At 39.7% G+C, this 24,045-nt stretch carries 20 protein-coding genes; 4 read left to right on the plus strand and 16 right to left on the minus strand.

The genetic code is table 11. From position 1 onward, the window contains the following. Positions 1-331: 331 nt before the first annotated feature. Positions 332-3,220 (plus strand): tetratricopeptide repeat protein, encoded by a 2,889-nt coding sequence (locus tag IPK86_02830; protein QQS16380.1) that lies wholly within the window; start codon positions 332-334, stop codon positions 3,218-3,220. Next, complete coding sequence (locus IPK86_02835) at positions 3,220-3,462, plus strand: hypothetical protein (GenBank protein QQS16381.1); 243 nt, start codon at positions 3,220-3,222, stop codon at positions 3,460-3,462. Before IPK86_02830 ends, IPK86_02835 begins: the two co-directional genes overlap by 1 nt. A gap of 234 nt (positions 3,463-3,696) precedes the next feature. On the opposite strand, the gene IPK86_02840 is transcribed toward IPK86_02835, so the two are convergent. From IPK86_02840 to IPK86_02855, 4 genes are all read right to left on the minus strand, one after another. Continuing rightward, positions 3,697-4,059, minus strand: a complete 363-nt coding sequence (locus tag IPK86_02840) for a hypothetical protein (protein QQS16382.1) — start codon at positions 4,057-4,059, stop codon at positions 3,697-3,699. Between the two features lie 65 nt (positions 4,060-4,124). Beyond that, a complete protein-coding gene (locus IPK86_02845) occupies positions 4,125-4,682 on the minus strand; it encodes a hypoxanthine-guanine phosphoribosyltransferase (GenBank protein QQS16383.1) in 558 nt (185 codons plus the stop codon). A gap of 94 nt (positions 4,683-4,776) precedes the next feature. After that, a complete protein-coding gene (ligA, locus tag IPK86_02850; GenBank protein QQS16384.1) occupies positions 4,777-6,894 on the minus strand; it encodes an NAD-dependent DNA ligase LigA in 2,118 nt (705 codons plus the stop codon). An 18-nt stretch (positions 6,895-6,912) separates the two neighbouring features. Then, a complete protein-coding gene (locus tag IPK86_02855) occupies positions 6,913-8,178 on the minus strand; it encodes a hypothetical protein (protein ID QQS16385.1) in 1,266 nt (421 codons plus the stop codon). Positions 8,179-8,358: 180 nt separating this feature from the next. Here IPK86_02855 and coq7 point away from each other — a divergent pair, with 180 nt between their 5' ends. Then, complete coding sequence (gene coq7 / locus IPK86_02860; protein QQS16386.1) at positions 8,359-8,979, plus strand: 2-polyprenyl-3-methyl-6-methoxy-1,4-benzoquinone monooxygenase; 621 nt, start codon at positions 8,359-8,361, stop codon at positions 8,977-8,979. A 6-nt stretch (positions 8,980-8,985) separates the two neighbouring features. Here coq7 and IPK86_02865 read toward each other — a convergent pair whose 3' ends face one another. From IPK86_02865 to pcnB, 11 genes are all read right to left on the minus strand, one after another. After that, the gene (locus tag IPK86_02865) at positions 8,986-9,780 is read right to left on the minus strand and encodes a 1-acyl-sn-glycerol-3-phosphate acyltransferase (GenBank protein QQS16387.1); all 795 of its coding nucleotides are present in this window, start codon (positions 9,778-9,780) and stop codon (positions 8,986-8,988) included. Further along, positions 9,764-11,836: a glycine--tRNA ligase subunit beta gene (locus tag IPK86_02870; protein ID QQS16388.1), complete on the minus strand. Its 2,073-nt coding sequence runs from the start codon at positions 11,834-11,836 to the stop codon at positions 9,764-9,766. The genes IPK86_02865 and IPK86_02870 overlap by 17 nt, the downstream gene beginning before the upstream one ends. Beyond that, positions 11,833-12,747: a glycine--tRNA ligase subunit alpha gene (glyQ, locus tag IPK86_02875; GenBank protein ID QQS16389.1), complete on the minus strand. Its 915-nt coding sequence runs from the start codon at positions 12,745-12,747 to the stop codon at positions 11,833-11,835. Before glyQ ends, IPK86_02870 begins: the two co-directional genes overlap by 4 nt. A gap of 25 nt (positions 12,748-12,772) precedes the next feature. Beyond that, complete coding sequence (locus tag IPK86_02880) at positions 12,773-14,077, minus strand: AAA-associated domain-containing protein (protein ID QQS16390.1); 1,305 nt, start codon at positions 14,075-14,077, stop codon at positions 12,773-12,775. A gap of 47 nt (positions 14,078-14,124) precedes the next feature. Next, complete coding sequence (locus tag IPK86_02885) at positions 14,125-15,855, minus strand: ABC transporter permease subunit (GenBank protein ID QQS16391.1); 1,731 nt, start codon at positions 15,853-15,855, stop codon at positions 14,125-14,127. Positions 15,856-15,962: 107 nt separating this feature from the next. Next, on the minus strand, positions 15,963-18,056 hold the full coding sequence (pnp, locus tag IPK86_02890; protein QQS16392.1) for a polyribonucleotide nucleotidyltransferase: 2,094 nt from the start codon (positions 18,054-18,056) through the stop codon (positions 15,963-15,965). Between the two features lie 101 nt (positions 18,057-18,157). Beyond that, on the minus strand, positions 18,158-18,427 hold the full coding sequence (gene rpsO / locus IPK86_02895; GenBank protein QQS16393.1) for a 30S ribosomal protein S15: 270 nt from the start codon (positions 18,425-18,427) through the stop codon (positions 18,158-18,160). Between the two features lie 61 nt (positions 18,428-18,488). Next, positions 18,489-19,397, minus strand: a complete 909-nt coding sequence (truB, locus tag IPK86_02900; GenBank protein ID QQS16394.1) for a tRNA pseudouridine(55) synthase TruB — start codon at positions 19,395-19,397, stop codon at positions 18,489-18,491. Between the two features lie 6 nt (positions 19,398-19,403). Then, positions 19,404-20,054: a deoxynucleoside kinase gene (locus IPK86_02905; protein ID QQS16395.1), complete on the minus strand. Its 651-nt coding sequence runs from the start codon at positions 20,052-20,054 to the stop codon at positions 19,404-19,406. Positions 20,055-20,082: 28 nt separating this feature from the next. After that, the gene (gene folK / locus IPK86_02910; GenBank protein QQS16396.1) at positions 20,083-20,598 is read right to left on the minus strand and encodes a 2-amino-4-hydroxy-6-hydroxymethyldihydropteridine diphosphokinase; all 516 of its coding nucleotides are present in this window, start codon (positions 20,596-20,598) and stop codon (positions 20,083-20,085) included. After that, complete coding sequence (gene pcnB / locus IPK86_02915) at positions 20,580-21,830, minus strand: polynucleotide adenylyltransferase PcnB (GenBank protein ID QQS16397.1); 1,251 nt, start codon at positions 21,828-21,830, stop codon at positions 20,580-20,582. Before pcnB ends, folK begins: the two co-directional genes overlap by 19 nt. A 47-nt stretch (positions 21,831-21,877) precedes the next feature. Between pcnB and IPK86_02920 the strand changes: the two genes are divergently transcribed. Next, positions 21,878-23,074 carry a pyridoxal phosphate-dependent aminotransferase gene (locus IPK86_02920; GenBank protein ID QQS16398.1) on the plus strand — a complete coding sequence of 399 codons (1,197 nt, stop codon included), beginning with the start codon at positions 21,878-21,880 and terminating at the stop codon, positions 23,072-23,074. Here the strand turns inward: IPK86_02920 and IPK86_02925 are convergent, their stop codons facing one another. After that, positions 23,075-24,037: a ketoacyl-ACP synthase III gene (locus IPK86_02925; protein ID QQS16399.1), complete on the minus strand. Its 963-nt coding sequence runs from the start codon at positions 24,035-24,037 to the stop codon at positions 23,075-23,077. Positions 24,038-24,045 lie beyond the last annotated feature (8 nt).

A 24,045-nucleotide genomic window follows, 5' to 3' on the forward strand; every position in this document is an offset into this window, starting at 1 on the left:
AACATCTAAATAAAAGTAGTAGTAAAAGATTAATCAAGCGTAGTTTTGCGTAAATGACTAGATTTGAAAGTATCGAATATGTGAATAAGCGAGGTACGCGATCAATCTATAACAAAACTTGGTGCTGGGAATAGCTAAAAAATGAGATGGGTTTACAGAAAAATTTAACAATTAGATGCGCGTAGAAAATTCTGTCGAATATAACTTACAATGACCCCTACGAAAACCAACTTTGAAAGTACCATCGGTTGGTTAAAATATAAACAATAAATTACTAGAAATAAGTGATTTTCTTGCTAACTGTTTTTCACAAAAAATCTAAAGGTTATACATGATTATTAATTCTAATCAAAATATTCTCCTCCCCTCTACTTTCATGAGAAAATTACGACCTGAATACTATTCAGACACAGAAGATCAAGCTGATTATATTTTAGAAGCTACAACTCTGGAATACCAATTAGATTCAATTACATCTCGTAATCAGACGAATGATTTTGAGATATTTTGTCGAAAACTTTGTGAAAAAACCATTTGTCCAAACTTACGAGCACATACTGGTCCTGATGGTGGTGGTGACAGTAAAGTAGACACCGAAACCTACATAGTGGATAAAGAAATCTCTGATCTATTTTATGTGGGCGATCCAACGGTAGCGGAGGAAAAATGGGCTTTTGCGTTTAGTGCTAATAAAGACTGGAAAACAAAAATAAAAATTGACGTAAAAAAAATCTCTGAGACAAATAGAGGCTATAAAAAAATATTCTGCATTACAAACCAATTTGCTAGAGATAAAGCTCGGGTAGAATTAGAAGATACTTTGTCACAACAATACAACATTGTTGTGACAATTCATGATCGATCTTGGATTATAAAAGAAATTATAGAAAATAACCGCAAGGATATTGCCTACAATTATTTAAAAATTGGTGAACTAGAAAAGAATAGGTTCAAAATTGGATCACTAGATTACTCGCGCAAAAAACAGCTCGCAGAAATCGAAAAAAATTTAAATGATCCAGACGCATTTAAAGGCATAGAACGACAACTGGTGACAGAGGCTCTTCTAGCAGCAAAATTATCTAGAGAAATAGAATGTACTCGAGTTGATACAGAAGGTAGATTTACGCGTGCTATACGCCTAGCAGAGAAAGAAGGTACTGATCGTCAAACTTTAGAAGCTAAATACGAATATATATGGACAGCATTCTGGTGGTTTGATGATTTTCAATTTTTGAAAAATTCATATAATGCGTTTGAAACTCTAGCATTGCAATCTGAACAGCACATAAATTTAGAGCTCTTGACCAACCTATTGCAATTATTAGTAAATGCAATAATGCATGGTCACATGTCGCGCGATGAATGCAATCTTGATAAACATATGATGAACTTAGAAAGAGCTCTAAAAAAGATAGCGGAGTATAAAGAGCGACCTAACAGTGCGCTGGAAGCACGAACCTTATTAGTTATGATAGACATGGACAGAGCTCTTTTAGATAACAATCGCGAGAAATTGGTAGATATCTGGAATAATTACTCTACTCTTCTTGAAAAAGCAGAAGGACTTGGTGAATATGGAGCAGAACGATTAGTAAAAATGATAGAAATTGCTGGATGTATAACAAGCAATGATCCAACTTATAATCGTTTGATAGAAAAAGTAGCCAACTTTATCTCAAAAAGAAAAAGTGAGGCAGAAGGTTCCTTAGTACTGTTGCGGCGAGCGCAAAAACTCAACGTTGATAGTAATAATTTTGAAGTCATTCGCCTTCTTGGTAAAGCTGCTTTAGGATTAACGAAGAGAGAATATAGCAATTCCCTCATTCAAACACTTCAACTTTTAGTTCTAGCTTATCATTATTCTGGATTATTTTGGGCAGCTAGAGCAAGCTGCACTTTCTTAGCGGCTTCTTTTATTGTAAAAAGCGAAGAAAATGGTCAGCTGCCAATTGATTTTATATCAACTATAAAAACTCTAGCGTGGATAGCGCTGAGATTATGCCATATTCCTGATTTTTTGTTTGCAGTTCAAACATTGCGAAAAGCTCTCACAACTACTCAGTGGAATATTGATGTAAAACAACAAATAAGAAAAAGCATTCAAGATCTAGATGAGGAACTAGGTGGTCTATTATTGAATTTGAATGAAACAGAGCTTAGTAAATTAGAAAGTTTACCGGACATACTTAATGCATTAGAATTATCCACAGCTCAATCCGCCCTTCTATATATGCTCGGCCATACTAATAATACGTCACTCGCAAACCATTTTGCTGAAAAAAACATTCACATACCTCTTATCCTAAACGTAGATGGACCGCAAATCTTCAGTACGATTATTTTCGGTGTAAATATCGAGATTATTATTGATGGCAATGCTCAATCCATCATAATTGCTGAAAGCGTTTTAAGTTCTTTGGAGGCATTTTTTGCTACCTCTATTGAGCAGCGTATTGCGCCTCATACAGAGAAATTAAAACTTTTTGTAGTGGAGAGCGCAGCAATATCTAAACCTTTTTTTGAAATAAGAAAATTAGATATGTCTGGAACTATTAATTGGCCAATAAATTTTTCGTTGTCAAATCTTGAAAATCAAGAAGAGATCCATAAATTTTGGATAGAAATATCAAATGATGTTCTTGTGACTTGTTTTATTGCTGAAAATTTAGAGTATTTTACAAAACAACTTTATGACGACGACGTGGTACAAAACAGAATGAAGATGGTGGCTTTTAACTCTGTTAGCTACGACAGAATTTCAGCAAAAAGTATCTCCCGTATTTCAGATTGGCAGAATTACATTCAACGAATTTATAAATTGCGTAGCCCATGCCCAACTTTTAAAACTACTCCACCCATAAAAAATGATGATCATAAATCACAAAATGAAAACAAAAAATTATGCATGCAACACCATCATCAGGCATATAAAATCGAGTCAATTATCAATGTTCATTGTTGGGATCAAGCGAAATGGCGTGGAACATCTTACCATTACTACCTAGATTCGTTTCCATATATCTCATTTATTTTTAGCGATGAAAAAAGCGGTAGAAGAATCTTTGTAGATTGGCAAAAGCAATTTGGAAAAATTGATAAAAATGATGCAATTTCTTTATCCATTATTCGCCAACCACCAAAGCGGAATCAACATCATTATTGCGTAAAATATCCCCAAAATTCCTTGAAAATGGAAACATTCAAACCAATAAAATAATGACAGCGACAGGCCGTTATTTGATCATGTTACCAAATAACAGCAATAACTTAAGCGATTTTTTGGAGTTATACAAACATAATACAGCTTTTTATATATCACCAGCCTTTTATGATAACTCAGGAATACCAAAACCAGTTTTGGGTTTAGCTATACTAAAACATCATCTCACTGTCAAATCATTCATAAATTTAAATAAAAATGACCCTGAATATTGGCTTATAAAAAAAAGTCAGAGTTAAGGTTAGTACAAAACAAACTATAGTTCAAACACACCGAAAAATGGGTGATGCAATACTTCCAAAGCAAAACCCATCCACTTGTCGTCCCTTGCTACAAAGAAATAACGGTTAAACCTAATTTAAAATTTGCTATCATTACTATTGAGCTGAGCACAGTTAAAAATTATGTTGCACGCATGATTGAGTTGATTTTGTTACTTTTTTTGATGATTTATTCGCTTTTTTTACTTCGTCTCACACTGCGTAGTAAAGTTTCTTAAAAGCTCTAAAATATGCTTCCTTATATTCTTTTTCATTCACAGCAAATTTATTATAAACTCCCTGCTCTTTCAAATACTCAATCATAATAGAATAGGCACGCCGTGCTCTAAAATCAATCGCCAATTTAATACCATGTTCCGTGAGCCCACCAAAATTTTCTTTCCATCTTAGCTTTATCATATCAGGCATCCCCATTTTTTCAAATTCATTTTGCCATTCTTGTTCCATTATTTTTGCACTAAACATTTCTTCCTCTATGTCTAATGATACTTCTTCATCATAATTATGATGGTTAGAGCATCCAGTTAGTGCCAAAGCAATGGGGATAGCAATCACTATCAGTGTTTTTCACATTGATTTTCCATTCACTACTCAATTAAATCTGATTTAAAATAAAATGACTAACTTATTGATAAGCTTCTAACTGCATAAATCGCTGGTAAATTCCGCCATGCGCCCTTCACATCTATCCCAAAACCAAATACAAATCGATCTGGAATATCTAGTCCCACAAAATCTGCCTTAATAGGTTTAGATTGTTTAATCAATTTGTTGAACAATACAGCACACCGAAAAGATTTGGCACCCAACGACAAAATTTTGTCACGAATGGCTTTCATTGTGTGCCCCTCATCTAAAATATCATCCAATACCAAAACATGTCGACCGTTCACTTCTTCTTGTGGTTCTTGACGCCAAATCAATTGACCGCCACTGGTTTCATTACCATAACGCGAAGCATGAATATAGTTAAAATCAATAGGAAAATGCAGTTTTGGTAAAAGTTGACCCGCAAAAACTAAAGACCCACCCATAACCGTCAATATGAGCGGGTAAGAGGTTTTCATTGTCTCGGTAATATGTTCAGCTAGCTGACTAATAGCCTTATGAATCGTTTTTTCATCAACAATCAAATCAGCATTGTTGAGAATATCTTGTGCTTCTTGTAGGCTGAACATAATACACCTCTTCAAAATAAATAATCATGCTAAGCTAGTCATTATAAACGTGTTACCCTGGTCATTATGAGGTTTTTACCACGAACAGTTGGTATTAAGATGATTGTAAAAGCCTTAAAAGGATCGCTTCGTCAATAATCCTAATACCTAAACGCTCAGCTTCGGTTAATTTACTGCCCGATGCTTCACCAGCTACAACATAATCCGTTTTAGTTGATACACTGCCTCGAATGATACCACCTGCTTTTTTAATGCGTGCTGCTGCTTCATCGCGTGAAAGGGTTGGTAAAGTACCTGTTAATACAAAGATTTTTTGGGCAAGTAAAGTTGTCGTTTGGGTCACACTAACATTACGCCAAGTGATACCAGCTTCTATTAAGGCTTCTATCGCCAATCGATTATGTGGTTCAGCAAAAAAATCAGCGATGGATTGAGCCACTACATCCCCAATATTCGGAACGGTAAGTAGACGATTTTTAAAAGTTTCTGACACATTAGGTGCAGTTAATATAGCATCTGACAACGTAAGCGATTCGTTCATCAAAAAACTAAAATCACCTAGATGATGCATTAAATCATAAGCCGTGCTGATACCAACATGGCGTATACCTAAAGCATATAAAAAACGTTCCGGCGTTGTAAGTTTACTTTTTTCAATAGCATTCATTAAATTGCGTGCACTTTTTTCACCCATACGATCTAAGTTAGCTAATTGTTCAACGTTGAGGTGATATAAGTCAGCTAATGCCTTCACATAACCTTCATCGACTAATTGACTAATTATTTTTCGCCCTAACCCGCCAATATCCATGGCTTGACGTGAAGCAAAGTGCCATATGGCTTCTTTGCGTTGTGCGCTGCAATATAAGCCACCGCTACAACGCACTATGACCTCCTCATCGGAACGAACAATACGAGAAGCACATACAGGACAATTTTGAGGTAATAGATAGGGCATAGCTTTCGCCAACCCATCCTTATCTAAAGGACGTTTTTCTAAAATTACTGATACGACCTCTGGTACAACATCTCCTGCGCGCCTAACAATTACCGTATCCCCAATGCGAATATCCTTTCTTTTGATCTCATCTTCATTATGCAGTGTTGCGTTGGTAACGGTTGCGCCGCCTACCGAAACTGGCTTTAATCGCGCAACAGGCGTAATAGCACCTGTTCGCCCAACCTGTACAGTAATCGCCTCAATTTGTGTTATTGCTTCTTCAGCAGGAAATTTATGTGCAACAGCAAAGCGTGGAGCGCGCGAAACAAAGCCCAGTTGTTGTTGTTGAGCAAAAAGATTAACTTTATAAACAACGCCATCAATATGAAAAGGCAAGCTATCGCGTTTTGACAACATGTTTTCAAAATAATTGACCAATGCTGATGCATCAAAAGCTGTGCAATAAAAAGACGGATCAATTGTTGGCAAACCCAGTTGGCGCAAAAGATTCAATTCATGTGAATGGCTACTTGGCCAATTGATATGCTCTAAACGTACGATAGCATAAGCAAAAAAAGACAAGCGTCTTTTGGCTGTAATGCGTGAGTCTAATGTACGTAAACTCCCTGCTGCGGCATTACGTGGATTGGTAAAAATCTTCTCATGAGAAACCATTGCTTGCTGATTAAGGAACATAAAATCCTTCTTCAGCATCAGTACTTCGCCGCGTACTTCCAATAAAGTAGGTATCTGCTTACCCTGTAAAGTCAAGGGGATTGAACGAATCGTTTTAATATTGTCAGTAATGTCTTCGCCCTGATTACCATCTCCACGTGTTAATGCTTGAATCAATAAACCTGCTTCATAAATTAGACTTACGGCAAGCCCATCAAACTTTGGTTCTGCACAATATTCAATAGAATGGCAAGACAGCATTTTGCACATCCGTTCGCAAAATGCGATCAGTTCTGCGTGGCGCTTCACAAAATCATTTTGTGTGATATCTGAAAAAATATTATTCAAAGAAAGCATCGGTACAGTATGCTTTACTGTTTTAAAAGTTGTAAGTGGTGAGCTACCAATGCGCGCTGTTGGTGAATCTGGTCTTTTTAAATCAGGGTATTTATATTCTAGTTGCTCAAGTTCACGGAAAAGACGGTCATATTCTGCGTCAGGAATAGTTGGTGCATCAAGTGTGTAATATTCAAAAGCGTAACGATTGAGTGCCTCTGTAAGGCTGGTAATATGTGCTTGTATAGTCAAATCTGGCATCGCAAAATAGCTTAGTAATTAGATGAATAAGCGATTGGATAATGCGGAGCCCGGCTCAATACCCTTATTTTCCATTTTTTGATAAAGCTGGATTAATTGCGTACGGATATGCGATAAACCCTGATCAGTCAGAAGATGGTGGTTGTCATCCACCAGATCACCGTCAAATGCTTTAGCAATTTGGCGAGCAACAGCTAACCCCTGATCAAAAACCTGTACCCCCCCTTTAACGCGTGGCACATCAAATAGCCATGTTAGTAAAGTTGACTGAAGTTGTGACAAGCGTTGCTTATCAAAGCTGACTGCTTCATCCGAAACCGTGTAAAGACTATCGCCCGCTTCGGATAAATAATGAAATAGCCCATCTAGTTCCAAGGTAAGTCCCTCATGAGTGAGCATTTTGTGCAATGCAGCACCACTAACAGCTTGGTGAAATTGAACATGTATATTGACCAATACATCAACTTCGGCACAAAATTGATCCAATTCTTCTGAAATAGCTAATTGCTGAGTAATAGATGGCATCGAAATACGACCTTCCTCGCGATCAGAAAACGCCTTAGCTTCTTCACAAAATTTTTCTAATTCTGACTGGGAAATAGCGCCGTTGCGATCGACAGTTTGTAAGCCAATCTTCAGCGCTTGATAAGGTGTGCTAGACAGATTGTGCACCAACTGCCATCCTGCTGCTTCGGTATAACCAATCATGCTATAACGGCGCATAGTTGTAAAACAGGGTAATGTATCTAAATGATGCGGATCAACAAAAACAATATCAACAATGAAATCAACCATCGGATTAAGTAGGGTTTTATCAACTGCTTGAATAGTCAGATCTGCTGCTTGTGAGGATGAAGCACTATCTTGCTCAGTCATATCTGCACTACTAGCAATCACTGCTGCTTCAACCTGCTTTTCATTGTCCGATACCACATCAGAAGATACATTACATGCATCATACGTTGCTTTTGCTTCTGATTCACCAGGTAAAACAAATGCTGAAGGTTTTGTTGATTCTGGAGTCGTCAAGGTAAAAGTGTGCTCTTCATCTTGTACATGGCTTTTCTGGATCTCATGCACCGCTAAAGTAGGCTCCACAAGCATACCCTGTTGCCCATCTCGCACTTGATTTTTGGGTACATCCAACAACACATCTGGAAAATCACGAAAAAAACGCTGCTCAATAATTTGGCGTTCGCGTCTCACCCTAACTCCATTACCTATAAAAATGGCAATCAGGATAGCAATACCTACCAGCAAAAAAAATCCAAAAAATGAATCCATTAGCCCCTCTTAAACTGTGCCATAAGTTTATTGATTTTAGCATGATGTGTTCACGAAATAACTATTTCGCCCCGGTAAAAACAGGTAAAATGGGTTCACTTCTTTAAAATAAGTATTTGCCCGCATGATGTCTACTTACACATACATTCGTTTTTTAATTTACGTTCGCCTAGAAAATCAATGTTAGATCGTTTGATTATTGAATTAGATAAAGCATTACGTACCATTTTTTCGCCAGCGATAAGCGTCCGTCCACATCCTGATGCGAATTTACCTGAAGCAGCTCTTGATAAAATGGATAAACAGCATGCCATCGGACTGATGCGTATCAACCATTGTGGAGAAGTCTGTGCTCAAGCGCTTTATCAAGGGCAAGCACTCACAGCACATCGAAAGAATACTAAAAAAGAGTTACAAAATGCTTCTGATGAAGAAACAGAACATCTTGCTTGGACAGCACAACGCATTCATGAGTTAGGCGGTAAAACCAGTCTATTCAACCCAATATGGTATATAGGATCTTTTGCTATCGGTGTCACGGCAGGATTATTGGGAGATCGACAAAGTTTGGGTTTTTTGGAAGAAACAGAAAATCAAGTCTGCGCACATCTCACCAGCCATTTGACAAAATTACCAAAGCAGGATGTAAAAAGCCGCACAATCATTAAAAAGATGATACAGGACGAAAAACGCCATGCTTTACTTGCCAACCGCTTAGGAGCAGCACCCTTACCGAAAATGGCTAAATTTGCTATGAAAAAAATGGCACAAATCATGACGCGCAGTAGTTACTATTTTTAGCGTATTTTATATTTTCTTCTTATGGCGACTTAGCCAGATCATCCTTTCTTTCGGGTCAGCATAAGGGCCTTCTCCACCAATTTGACGCTGATGATTTTCTATCCAGGTTTCTAGTTGCTTAAGAATAACATTTGATTTATCTATATCCGTTCGAATGGGTGACCCAACTATAACTGTTACGTCACCAGGATATTTGAGGAAAGACTTTTTGGGCCAAAATTCTCCAGCATTATGTGCAACAGGCACAATAGGTACTTGCAGTTGTTTTGCAAGTAATACTGCACCAATCTTATAGGTGCCTTTTTGTCCTGGTTTAATTCGTGTACCTTCTGGAAAAATAACAATCCAAAAACCCTGCCGAATACGTTTTTGACCCTGTCGGATCATCTGTCGAAAAGCTTGGGTAGGATCAGCACGCTCAATACCAATAGCATTCATCAAAGCTAATCCCCAACCAAAAAAAGGTAAAAATAAAAGCTCTTTTTTTGTAACAAATACTTGTGGTGGAAAAATACCTTGTAGTGCGATGGTTTCCCAGCCCGATTGATGTTTGGCACAAATAATAGCAGGCGTCTGTAATACACCTCCTTCGTAAATAACGTGATATTTCAAACCAATAATATGGTGTAAAGCCCAGCGTAAAGCATCAGGCCAAAATATACCAAGGCAGTGTCGCTTATAATCCGGTAGCGGCCAAAGAATAAACAATATGGTGCTTGCTAAAATCGTCGTGATCACGATAAACACCCAATAAACTAGATTGCGTACCAATAAATGAACGCTACTATAAATGGTTTTCATCGGAGAGCAAGGAGAGATCTGCAACAGCATTTAGTAATGTGGATAACTTGGCAAGAAGCGCTAGTCGATTATTTTTAAGGACTGTTTGCTCGGTCATGACCATGACTTGATCGAAAAATTGATCAATACTTTCTTTAAAAAGAACCACAGCCGACAACACTGCTTGATAATCCTTATTGGCAAGCGCTTTGCTGATAATCGGATCAATATGCTGTATCTGTTCAAAAAGCGTGTGTTCAATAGATTCAACAAAATATCGTGGTTCAACCGCTTTGAGCGAAAGAGGAGCTTTGCGCAATATATTTTTTACTCGTTTGTTGGCAAAAAGTAATGGTGCGACATCAGGCAAACATCTAAAATTTTCAATGACTTTAATTTTATTAATTACTTCATCCAATCGACTGGGTTGATGAGCTAATACCGCCTCAATCGTATCTTGTGCATGATCACGCAGTAAATAATATTTTAAACGCTCCAAACAAAAATGATAAACCACATCCACTGTATCTTCAGCAAGCAGTGATTGAGGGAAAGCTTCAAAGGTAATTTGGCAGAGTACCTTAAAATCTATGGATAGCTTTAAAAAGATACGCAATACACCCAATGCTGCACGACGTAGTGCAAAAGGATCTTTATCGCCTGTCGGTAGAATACCTAATCCCATCATGCCAACGAGCATTTCGAGCTTATCGGCAAGCGCTAAGAGTTCACCTAAAGGTTCATCAGGTAGCATATCTTCTGCAAATTTTGGGGAATAATGCATTTGAATAGCATTGGCAATAGTAATAAGTTCGCCATCATGTATCGCATAGTATCGACCCATAATCCCCTGCAGCGCAGGAAATTCCCCGACCATATCGGTTAATAAATCCGCTTTTGCAAGATAAGCAGCGCGAGAAGCATGCTCAGGATTGATCTGCCATAATTTTGCAAAGCGCTCTGCAATCGCCTGTAAACGTTTTGTGCGGTCTAGTTGACTACCTAATTGGTGATGGTAAACAATATTCGCTAATCTTGGAGTGAAACTGTCTAACCGATGCCGTTGGTCTTGATCAAAGAAAAATGCGGCATCAGAAAGTCGTGCGTGAATAACACGCTCATTACCTTGGATGATTGGCGTAGAATCATGCGTTGCGTTATTTGCAACCAACAAGAACTGATGAATTAATTGACCTTGATAATTTAACAGGGGAAAATATTTCTGATGCTGTTGCATGGTAAGCATCAAGCACTCTTTTGGTAAACGTAAAAAACTAGGGTCAAAACTTGCCACAAGCACTTTTGGCCATTCCACAAGTGCTGTTACTTCATCAATAAGCATGTCCTTATCAGCAATAATTGCTTGTAAATTTTTGGCTGCTGCCTCCAAGGCTTCGTCAATATAAGCTCTGCGTTCACTAAAAGAAGCGATTACTTTACCTTCCTCTTTCATAATAGAGGCGTAATGGTGAGCTTCATTGATCGTAATGATCTGGTCACTTAAAAAACGATGTCCACTTGTAGTAGCTGTACTAAATAATCCAAACATAGTGCAAGGAATAATATGTTGGCCATGTAATACAATCAATCCATGCACAGGACGTATAAACTGATCATCTTTATCTGACCAGCGCATAAAAGTATCAGATGACATACTTTTAAAAATAATGTGAAGCATATCAGGGAGTACTGCTTCCAATGTTTTGCCGGGCATTAATCGTAAATAGGCATAAACTTCTTGTTTGCCATCATGATGAATTTTTAATTGATCAATAGATACCTGACAAGCTTTTGCAAAACTCATCAAGGCTCGCGTCGGTTGATTAGCTAGTAAAGCATGATGTAACGCCGGGCCCTTTTTAAATATTTGCTGATCAGGTTGCCGAGAATTAACATGAAATATCGTCACAGCCAAACGGCGTGGTGATGCATAGGCAACCGCTTTTGACGTAGGCTCGGTAAATTGCTGCTTGATCAATGCATCCAGTAGGTTTGCAGCAAACATATCGCCTAATTTTTCAAGGCTACGAGGCGGTAATTCTTCAACTTGCAATTCAATCAGTAACGTTGCATTCATGTTGATGCCTTAACCGTAGGCAACGCTTGGCAAAGCGGAAACCCAAGTGTTTCTCTCATGATGTAATAGGCCTTTGCAACACGGCGCGATAAGGTACGTAGGCGACCAATATAATTAGCGCGTTCCGTCACTGAGATAGCGTGCCGAGCATCTAATAAATTGAATATGTGCCCTGCTTTAAGAATCATTTCATAGGTAGGTAGAACGAGTGGTATAGTTAACAACGCCTTAGCTTCTTGCTCATAGTGATCAAACAGCATAAAAAGCGCTTCGACATTGGCATGCTCAAAATTATAGGCTGATTGTTCAATTTCATTTTGCTGATAAATATCGCCATAGGTAATTAGTCGCTCATTCAACGATGAGCCCCAAACAAGGTCATAAACATTTTCAACACCTTGCAGATACATAGCTAAACGTTCTAGACCATAAGTAATCTCGCTCATGACAGGTTTACAGTCTAATCCACCCACCTGTTGAAAATAGGTAAATTGCGTCACTTCCATCCCATCTAACCATACTTCCCATCCAAGCCCCCAAGCACCCAACGTGGGATTTTCCCAGTTATCCTCAACGAAACGGATATCATGCATTTTTGGGTCAATACCTAATGCATATAATGAACCCAGATAAAGATCTTGAATATCAATCGGAGAAGGTTTTAAAACTACTTGATACTGGTAGTAGTGCTGCAAACGATTAGGATTTTGACCATACCTACCATCTTTTGGGCGTCGCGAAGCTTGGGTATAAGCTGCAAACCATGGCTCAGGACCTATCGCTCGTAAATAAGTAGCCGGATGCGAAGTACCAGCACCAACCTCAATATCTAGGGGCTGGATTAACAAACAACCTTGCTCACTCCAATAGGCAGCCAAAGCACTAATGATTTGCTGTAGACTTGATGTCATGTTCTATCAAATAACCGCCTCTTAGTTAACCTTGCTGTCCAGATAAATTTTGCTCGGGCAGACTAATCACGCCCGTGCGATAGTCATATTCAAAAATTTCACCATACCGACCCCATTCAATAGCAATATTCAGTATGCGCTCAATTTCATCTTCAGATAAAGATCCATATAACACTTTACGAAATTGTCCAAGAGGTAATTCCCCTGTATCTTCATGTGTTAAACATTGTCTGATATAGGCAATAAGAGGAATATTCGCTAATAATTGCCGACCAAAAATTGTTTGTCGGTCACTGTTAGAGGCTTGTACATAACGACGACCGAGTGCTGAAATAACAATATCTCCATGCAAAACATTCGCCAAACCAAGTAGTTGTAAAGCTTCTGTCAAGGGCAGCAATTCATCGTCCGTTAGTTCTGTTTCTTCAGCAACTTTTGGCAAGTCAGCCCGACCATTAAACGGTGACTCAGCCAATAAATCAATAAGACCTTCCATACGATTTGTATCGGCATCAGGCAAACGATAGCCAAGTTGTTTATCAACCATTACACGACCTGAATTAGGCACCTTAGTTGTCATCATGGCATATACTTGATCAATTAAATAGCGAACTTCTGGGCTATCCGCATCACGTGGACGCACTTTGGCAATCAATAATTCATCACGAATTTTGCCAGGATCTGATGCAAAAGTTAATACACGGTCAGCCATTAGTACAGCTTCTTCAATGTTATGCGAAACAACTAGCATGCCCTTCATCGGCGTATCTTTTTTGTCCCATAACTCAAGTACATCATTGCGTAATTGCTCGCCTGTTAAAATATCCAGCGCTGAAAAAGCCTCATCCATCAATAAAACATCTGGCTGAACAACAAGTGCCCTCGCAATCCCAACGCGCTGACGCATGCCACCAGATAGTTCGCGTGGCAAGGCACCTTCAAATCCTGATAAACCAATCATTTCGATAGCCGTTTCAGCACGCTCTAAGCGCTCACGATGAGAAAGACCGATTGCCTCCAAACCTAGCTCAACATTTTGTTGTACAGTTAGCCAAGGAAAAAGCGCAAAAGATTGAAATACCATCCGTACACCACTTACAGGACCATTGATCGGTTTATCCCGATAATAGACTTCTCCCGAATCGGCCTGAATTAATCCTGCCATGATACGCAACATGGTAGATTTACCAGATCCAGACTGACCAAGAAGAGCCACAATTTCACCTTCCCTGAGCGCAAAATTAACATCCTCCAAAACAGAACGCGCAGTCCCATCCACCGATTTGAAGGATTTACCAACCGCTTTTAATTCAATCAATGTTTGCTTCACAGTTCATTACTCATTTAAGATTCAATCTGTTTCTTTTTAACATCTATTCATGAAAGCCTGATACGCTCAACTGATATTCGATAGAGTTTGCGCCATACGAATCCATTCAAGCTCATCACGAATAAACACATCATACCAATACCCAAAGCCAATCGCGGGTAATCACCAACTGCTGTCATGTGTGCAATGTAACTACCTAATCCTTCTGCTTTTAATGTGGTATCTCCCCAGCGTGCATATTCTGCCACGATGCTCGCATTCCATGAACCTCCACTTGCTGTAATCGCACCCGTAATAAAACTTGGAAAAATGGCTGGTAATAAATAACGTTTCCATTTAAGCCAACCTTTTAATCCCGTATTTTTTGCTGCATAACGTAGTTCAGTAGGAATAGCAGATGCACCCGCAATTACATTAAATAATAAATACCACTGTGTACCTAAAATCATTAATGGAGATAACCAAATATTGGGATTTAATTGAAAACGTACAATCATGATCACCATCAATGGAAACATGAGGTTAGCCGGAAAAGCTGCCATAAATTGCGCTAAAGCCTGCAAGCGATTTGACCAATTAGGATTTAACCCAATCCACACACCAATAGGTACCCAAAACAACGTGGCAATCATAATTAATACTAAAACGCGTATCATGGTATAGCAACCCAACGCAAAAACATGACTGATCTCAACCCAATGAACTGTACGCAAAATAAAATGCACCAACTGCCAAGAAATTAAAAGTACAACCATAAGCATAAAAAAATCGAATAAATGCATCCAACGCGGAGATATGGTACGTACATCCATAGATGGCATCGGGCGTAGTTCACGTCGATAAAACCAAGAAAATGTTGTAACAATACTTTTACCAATAATAAACCCTAATTTTTGAAAATGATTTGTTCTGCGTAGCCAAGAAAGTAGCCAAGAAGTTTGCGCATTCCCTCCTCCCGTTTCTTCAAAACGGAACTTATCAGCCCACGCTAATAAGGGACGAAAAATACATTGATCGTAAATTAAAATACCCAGTCCCATTGCTACAATGGCCCATAAAATGGCATGAATATTATGCATGTCAATCGCAAGCGCAATATAAGAACCAATACCCGGTAAGCGAATACTCTGATTGGAAACTGAAATTGCCTCAGAAGCCACTACAAAAAACCAGCCACCTGACATCGACATCATCATATTCCAAAGAAGATTAGGCATAGCAAACGGCAGCTCGAGTCGCCAAAAACGTTGCCAACCTGATAAACGAAAGACACAAGCAGCTTCTGCTAGATCAAATGGAATGGTACGTAAGGATTGATAAAGCGAAAACGCCATATTCCAAGCTTGCGATGTAAAAATAGCAAAAATCGCCGCGCATTCTACACCTAATAGATTGCCTGGAAATAAAGCAATAAATCCAGCAAGGGTAATAAATGAAAAACCTAAAACTGGAATAGATTGTAATATATCCAGCAGCGGTAATAAAACACGCTCTGCGAGCTTTATTTTAGTAGCAAGGATCGCAAATACGCACGCAAACAACAACGAGATTATCATAGCAAAACACATGCGCAACATCGTGCGAAACAAGTAGTAAGGCAACATGATCGGGTCAAGCAAGATAGGCAGAGAAGTCCCCACTTGATAGGGTGCGGACATTTGGCTTGCTCCCCAAGCAAGTAGCGCAAGAAAAGCCAATACAATGGGTAGCAATGCCCAATCCCAGCGATTGCCACCATAACTAATGATTTGTCTTGGCAACGATTGAAAACGAATCATAATCTCCTCAATCACGCAATATCGGGAGCGAAATTCGTTGCCGACCTTGCTCTTACATCAGACTGCCACTGGCTTCATTCATGTTAAATATTCTAGCATCATCTCGTTTAAGTCACTAAAAGTGCTTTCATCGACAATCGAATACGACCCCTATCATCCATTTCAATGACTTTCACTTTAACAGTCTGTCCAATAGATACATAATCATTAATATCTCGAATTCGCTCATTGGCTATTTGACTAATATGTACAAGTCCATCTTTGCCCGGGAAAAGGGAAACAATTGCACCGACATTATTATCTAAGATCTTAATAATTGTTCCTTCATAAATGGCGCCTATCTCCACTTCCACAGTAATATCTTCAATACGTTGTTTAGCGCTCTCTGCCCCTTCTTGTGTAACCGATGCAATAGTAATAGTCCCATCATCCTCAATATTGATTTCTGTGCCAGTTTCCTTGGTAATCGCTCGAATCGTTTCACCGCCCTTACCAATCACCTCCCGTATTTTATCGGGATTAATTTTCATAGTGAATAAACGCGGCGCATAATTTGATAAAGACAGAGGAGTTTTGATCGCTTTTTTCATTAAATCTAATATATGCTCTCGACCTTCTTTTGCTTGATCCAATGCAACACGCATAATTTCTTCAGTTATACCCTGGATTTTGATATCCATTTGTAATGCTGTTATGCCTTCTGTTGTACCCGCTACTTTAAAGTCCATATCGCCTAAATGATCCTCATCGCCCAAAATATCGGTCAAGACCGCAAAGCGATTTCCATCTAAAATAAGCCCCATAGCAATACCTGCGACATGGGCTTTAAGTGGCACACCTGCGGCAAGCAGTGATAAACAGCCGCCACAAACAGATGCCATGGAGGAAGAACCATTAGATTCTGTAATTTCAGACACTACGCGTACGGAATAACCAAATTCTTCAGCAGAAGGTAATACTGCAAGCAAAGCACGCTTTGCTAAACGCCCATGACCAATCTCTCGGCGTTTTGGTGGTCCAAGACGCCCTGTTTCCCCAGTTGCATAGGGTGGGAAGTTATAATGTAACATGAAGCGTTCAATATATTCACCCGACAAAGCATCAATCACTTGACCATCGCGCTGCGTACCCAAAGTCGTCACAACAAGTGCTTGAGTTTCGCCACGCGTAAAAAGTGCTGAACCATGTGCACGGGGCAATATACTGGTGCGAATACTGATGGGACGTACAGCTGAAGTGCTACGTCCATCAATACGCGGTTCGCCACTTAAAATCTGCCCACGTACTACATCTGCTTCAAGTGCCTTAAAATGCTGTTTAATTTTGTTTATTAAAAGCGGATCAGTGTTGATATCTATCAAGGCAGATTTAACTTTTTCCCATGCCTCTGCTAATTTTTTAGTGCGTGCCTGCTTCCCACGAAGCTGGAATGCTACACAAATATCATCTTTAGCAAGATCCCGTACACGCTTTACCAAAGTTTCGTCCTCTGGCAATGGCTGCCAGTCCCACAATATAGGATTAACTTCATCTGCCAATGCATTGATTGCTTCGATAACATCCTGCATAGCTTGATGACCAAACATCACCGCGCCAAGCATTACTTCTTCTGGCAATTCCTTCGCTTCTGATTCCACCATCAGTACCGCAGAAGACGTGCCAGCTACCACTAAATCCAGATCTGAAATTGCTAATTCTGCCTTAGTAGGATTTAATTGATATTCACCATTGATATAACCGACCCGTGCTGCACCAATTGGACCATTAAACGGCATGCCAGAAATTGTCAATGCCGCTGATGCACCAATCATTGCGGGAATATCAGAATCAATTTCCGGATCCAAAGAAAGTACTGTCGCTATAATTTGCACATCATGGTAAAAACCAGCCGGAAAAAGTGGGCGAATGGGTCGGTCAATTAAGCGGCTAGTCAAAATTTCTTTTTCTGATTGCCTAGCTTCTCGTTTAAAAAAACCGCCCGGTATTTTGCCTGCTGCGTAGGTGCGCTCAAAATAGTCAACCGAAAGCGGGAAAAAATCTTGTTCTGATTGAACTTCACTAGAGCCAACAGCTGAAACCAAAACTATTGTATCGCCCATTGATACCAATACTGATCCACTTGCCTGCCGCCCAATCTCTCCCGTTTCAAGGGTAACGGTATGCTGTCCATATTGAAAACTTTTGCTAACCTTATTAAACATTATTATTCTCGACTTTCGTTTTGTTAATTTTTGTCAACATTGCACACCACTTCATCGCTCAATTAATTCTGTAATGAGCGATATTTTTATATAAAAATAACTTATTTCCTCAGGCTCAAACGACCAATTAAACTACGGTACAGCTCTAGATTGGTACGTTGTAAGTAATCCAGCAAGCGTCTGCGTCGACTAACCAACTTAAGCAAACCGCGACGACTATGATTGTCTTTCACATGTGTTTTAAAATGCGTCGTCAAATCGTTAATGCGTGCCGTCAGAATAGCAATTTGTGTCTCCGACGAACCCGTATCACCCTCTTTTCGCTGATATGTCCTAATAATTTCTGCTTTATCCTCAACACTAATCGCCATACTCTTTATGCTCCAAACAATGAATATCTATTCTTAAAGTTTTAACGATAAACTAAATTCTTTATTCCATGGCCATTAATCTAATAGGGGTTAGTACACCCGGTTTTTGCGCTTCCCCGACACCAATAAACAACGGGGGATCCGTTTCGCTATACACACGAAATCTCTTCAGTATATCACTACTTTGCTCAAAGATGGGTACTGTTTGGCCTTGCTGAAAAGAGAATGCTTGTTTTTTTTCTAAACATATCGTTGGCAAACTTGTCACTAAAGAATCAACTGGCATTAATTTAGTTTTGCGATCGTTTAAGGATAGCTGTTCTAATGTTTCAACGGAAAACGCATCTTTCAAACCATAAATGCCGATCTGCGTTCTTTTCAGCGCAAGCAGTGATGCACCACTTCCTAATGTGCGGCCAATATCCTCTGCAAGCGTCCGAATATAAGTACCTTTACTACAGTGAATAAATATGTCCGCTACACCATCTGCATAACGCATCACCTCCATGTGATACACCGTAATTTTTCTTGGAGCGCGCTCAACCGTCAAACCAGACCGCGCATATTGGTAAAGCGGCTTACCATGGTATTTGAGTGCTGAATACATGGGCGGCAATTGCATTTGATCGCCACAAAATTGGGACACAACATGCTCTAAATCCGCTTGGCAAAAAGTAACATCATGCCGTTTAAGGACTGCGCCTTCTTGGTCACCCGTTGTAGTAGTCACACCAAACTGTACTGTTGCACAATACGCTTTATCGGCATCTAATAAATAAGATGCAAACTTTGTTGCTTCACCTAAGCATATTGGCAAAAGCCCAGTAGCTGCAGGATCTAACGAACCAGTATGACCTGCTTTTTTGGCCTGAAATAGACGACGGACTATTTGTGTGGCACGATGGCTACTAAGTCCCAATGGCTTATCCAGCAGCAACACACCAAAAATAGTTTCAGTACATTCAGCCATATCGTATTAATTCTTATTAAAGTAACTACGAACACTGCGATTTTTGGCAATATACTGAAGTAATAGATAAAAATCCTCGTCTCGACTAAAAATTAAATTATCGGTGTTAACAATCAGTAAAGGCGAAGCATTATAGTGATGAAAAAACGTACTGTATGCAACTTGAATACGGCTCAAATACCCTTCTGGAAAAATTTTTTCATATTCATCTCCCCTTGCTGCAATACGTCGCTTAACCATATCTTCAGAAACTTGCAAATAGATCACAAGTTTAGGAACAGGGTAGCGTGGGGCAATTTGATCGACAATGTAGCGATATAAAGACAATTCGTCATCATCAAGAATCATTTTGGCAAAGATCGCATCTTTTTCAAAAAGAAAATCAGATACTATAATTTTAGAAGTGGCCATTTCAGGGGCAAACATGTTCTGTGCCATTGCGATCCGCTGCTGCAAAAAGGCTAGTTGTGTTGCCAATGCAAGATGACCTGTATTGCTGTAAAAACGCAGCAAAAAAGGGTTATCCTCCGGACGCTCTTTGATAAATGTGGCGTGATAATAATCAACTAAACGCTTAGCTAATTCAGATTTACCCGCGCCAATTGTGCCTTCAACAACGATGTAATCAAAAGGTAAGGTAATAGGTTTTATAGTCATCGCTAAAAGTCAATCATCTATTCTAATATTACGATATGTCATGGATCCGCATAACACCTTCGCATTCTACACGAGCTAATAACATTTTTAGGGTTCTATTCGGAAAAACCAATAAATCAGGATCTAATTCCATCAGCGGTAACAGTACAAAAGCTCTTTGGGCTAACCTTGGATGTGGTAGCGTTAGTATTGGATCAGCACAGACTACATCCTGATACCACAATAAATCAATATCTAAAATACGTGGCGCATTGCGAAAAGTTCTTTTTCGACCGAATTGTTCCTCAATACGCAACATTGCTTTTAATAAATCATATGGCATCAAGCTTGTTGTAATAATTGCTACGGCATTAATAAAGTCTGGTTGGTTTAAATAACCAACTGGTTTGGTCAAATAAAATGAAGAGCTAGCCATCAAGCGAATCTTTGGATGATCTGCTAAAGTTGCTAAAGCTGCCTTGACTTGGCGTATCGGATCATTAAGATTACTTCCTAAACCAAGATAAGCCTTTTTAAATATTGGATTTATTGAAGAACGACCCATTTGGCAACTACCTTCTTAGGAATCTGCTCGCTTTTGGCACGTAACAGAAAAAAATCTAATCCTGCTCTAAAATGCGGTTGTTTTAGCAAACGTCCCGCTTTTTCAGGAACTGTTGACTCAAAGCTTTCCTGCATGACCCATAGCGCTTTCATGACTGTCATAAAGCAACGGGGAATAGTATGAGCCGCCCTAAAACGTTGATCAACTATTTCAATCGCATGGAGCATAGCTGATTCCGGTTTTTTATAACGCTTAAGCAACATTTTTTTTAAATTCAGTATACTCGGCCATGCTAAAGTAGCTAATAAGAAACTGGTAGAAACTGTTTGGTAGCATTGGACACGTTTGTCCGTAGCTTGAAGCACAGTCATGATAAAAGGTATATCAAGATAAATATTCAATTGCTTAAAAAATGGGAACGCAGCGGTGAGTTGATAGTGCTGGAGTAACCTCATTGCTTGTACCGCATATCCATTGGTCAAATATTTCAACATTTCATCAAATAAACGTGCAGTGGGTTCTTTATCCAATAAATATTGAGTATCAACGATTGCCTGCCGCGTATTCTTTTCAATGTTAAAATCCAGTTTTGCTGAAAAGCGAATGGCGCGTAATATTCTAATCGGGTCTTCCCGATAGCGTATAGCAGGGTCGCCAATAGTCACAATTTGTTTTTCAACAAGATCGGCTAAACCACCCACATGATCAATAATATTTTCGTCAGTTGGTTCATAAAGTAATGCATTAATAGTAAAGTCACGCCGCCGCATATCTTCTTCACGATGACCAAAAATATTGTCTCGCATAATACGACCACTGCTATTACAAAGTTTTGTGCCCTGCTTTCTAAAGGTAGACACTTCAATTACCCTACGATCAATCACAACATGCACGATACGAAAACGCCGACCAATAATATAAGCACGTCGAAATAAGCGCCGCACTGATTCGGGCGGTGCATCGGTTGCCACATCAAAATCTTTAGGTGTTTGATGGAGCAATATATCTCGCACTGCTCCGCCAACAATGTAGGCCTCAAAACCATTTTGTTGCAGATGCTGGACAACTTGGCAGGCGCCCGCGCTAAATTGCGTGCGCGACAACTGTGTCCTAGTCGCAAGTAAAATGGGAGAATAAGGAGTCGATACAAGTGAACCAGCAGTCTTCATCAAAGCCGATGCGACGATATTTTTAGATGGATGAATTCTACTTGAAGCATTGGGATTTAACAATTAAGATGGCAAGTTCCTATCATTATCACTTGTGGTAACTTAAGACCATGCAAATTGCACAGCGTGTCCAAAATATTAAAGAATCGCCAACACTTGCTATGGCTGCCAAGGCTCAAAAAATGAAAGCAGAAGGCTTGGATATTATTGATCTGTCAACAGGTGAGCCAGATTTTGATACACCGGAACATATTAAACAAGCAGCAATAGGAGCGTTACAATGCGGTTTTACAAAATACACTGCTGTTACGGGTACGAAAACCTTAAAAGAAGCGATTATCAGTAAATTTTACCAAGAAAACAACATGCGGTTCTCGCAGGATGAAGTCATTGTCTCGACAGGCGCTAAGCATGTTTTTTACAATCTATGCATGGCTTACTTAAACCAAAACGATGAAGTCATTATACCAGCACCTTTTTGGGTATCTTATCCTGATATGGTTACACTTGCAGGCGCTGTGCCTATCCTTTTAACCTGCCCAGCCCATCAAGGTTATAAATTAACGCCTTCACAATTATCAGCAGCTATTACACCTAAAACTCGGTTATTGGTTATCAATTCACCAGCTAACCCAACTGGCGCAACCTATTCTTTGGATGAACTCAAAGCGTTGGCAAAAGTGCTAATCCAACATCCAGATATACTTATCGCATCAGATGATATCTATGAGCATATTCTCATGAAAGACAATCGTGCTTATAACATCTTAGATGCAGAGCCCGCTTTAAAACAACAAACGCTGCTTATTAACGGCGTTTCTAAAGCTTTTGCAATGACTGGGTGGCGTATCGGATACGCAGGAGGTCCACGCACGATCATCCGGGCAATGGGAATGATCCAATCTCAATCAACCTCTAACCCTTGTTCGATTGCTCAAGTTGCCGCACAAGCTGCGTTAACTGGTGACAAAACTTGTTTGAAAACGAAGCTGACTACCTTTAGACAACGTCATGATTTATTGATTCGGCGTTTTGATCAAATAGATGGTCTGCAATACTTACCTGCCCAGGGGGCTTTTTATGCCTTTATTGATGCAAGTGATGCTATCACACGACTTGCCAAGCAAGGTAAAATTACTGCATGCGATGATTTAGCCTTAACAGATTACTTACTAGATCAATACCACATCGCCGTTGTGCCCGGTTCAGCATTTGGCATGGCCAAGCACTTTAGAATATCTTTTGCAACAAGAACTGATCAATTAGAAAAAGCCTTAGATCGCATGGACATTGCCTTTAGCGCATAACTAGAATGTAAGCACTGCAGCACCCCAAGTAAATCCACCGCCAATTCCTTCTAATAGAATATTGTCTCCTCGCCGGATACGCCCGTCGCGCACCGCCGTATCCAAAGCCAGCGGCACCGAAGCTGAGGAAGTATTGCCTTGTTCTGGAAGTGTTAAAACCACGCGCGACATGGGTAATCCAAGATGTTTTGCTGTTGACTCGATAATACGGATATTGGCTTGGTGCGGAATGAACCAGTTTATCGCCTCTTTACACATTTGCGCCTCAGATAAAATATCGGTTGCCATTTGCGATAATACTTTCACGGCAAATTTGAAAACAGCTTGGCCATCCATTTGCAGATAGGGCGATCCACAGATCTGACCAGAACGAAGCTGGCCTGGTACAGACAACATGTTCTTGCGTGTACCATCAGCCGCCAATTTACAACAATGGATACCGGGCTTATCCGATGCCTCCAGTAACACAGCGCCCGCTCCATCGCCAAACAATACACAAGTACTTCGATCCTGCCAATTTAAAAGCTTGGTCATCGTTTCCGCACCAATAACTAAAACTTTACGTGCCATGCCAGAACGAATATAAGCATCAGCTGTTGCTAAAGCGTAGATAAAGCCTGCGCAAACTGCTTGGATATCAAAAGCTGGGGTAGAACCTTCAAGGCCCAATTTTTGTTGCACAATGCACGCGGTACTAGGAAAAATAATATCTGGCGTTGTGGTCGCCACAATCAATAAATTAATTTGTTGGCGCTGCTCAGGCATATCAGTAAAAATTGCTTCAGCAGCACGGCAAGCCAAGTCGCTAGTTAATTCATCTGGCGCTGCAATGTGGCGTGCCTGAATACCTGTACGGCTGACAATCCAGTTATCGCTTGTTTCCACCTGTAAAGCTAGTGCATCGTTAGAGACACGATGGCTCGGTAAATAACCGCCCGTAGCAATCACTTTCGAATAAATCATATAGACTA

The organism is Neisseriales bacterium, from assembly GCA_016699915.1.
GTDB lineage: Bacteria > Pseudomonadota > Gammaproteobacteria > Burkholderiales > Q3-R57-64 > Q3-R57-64.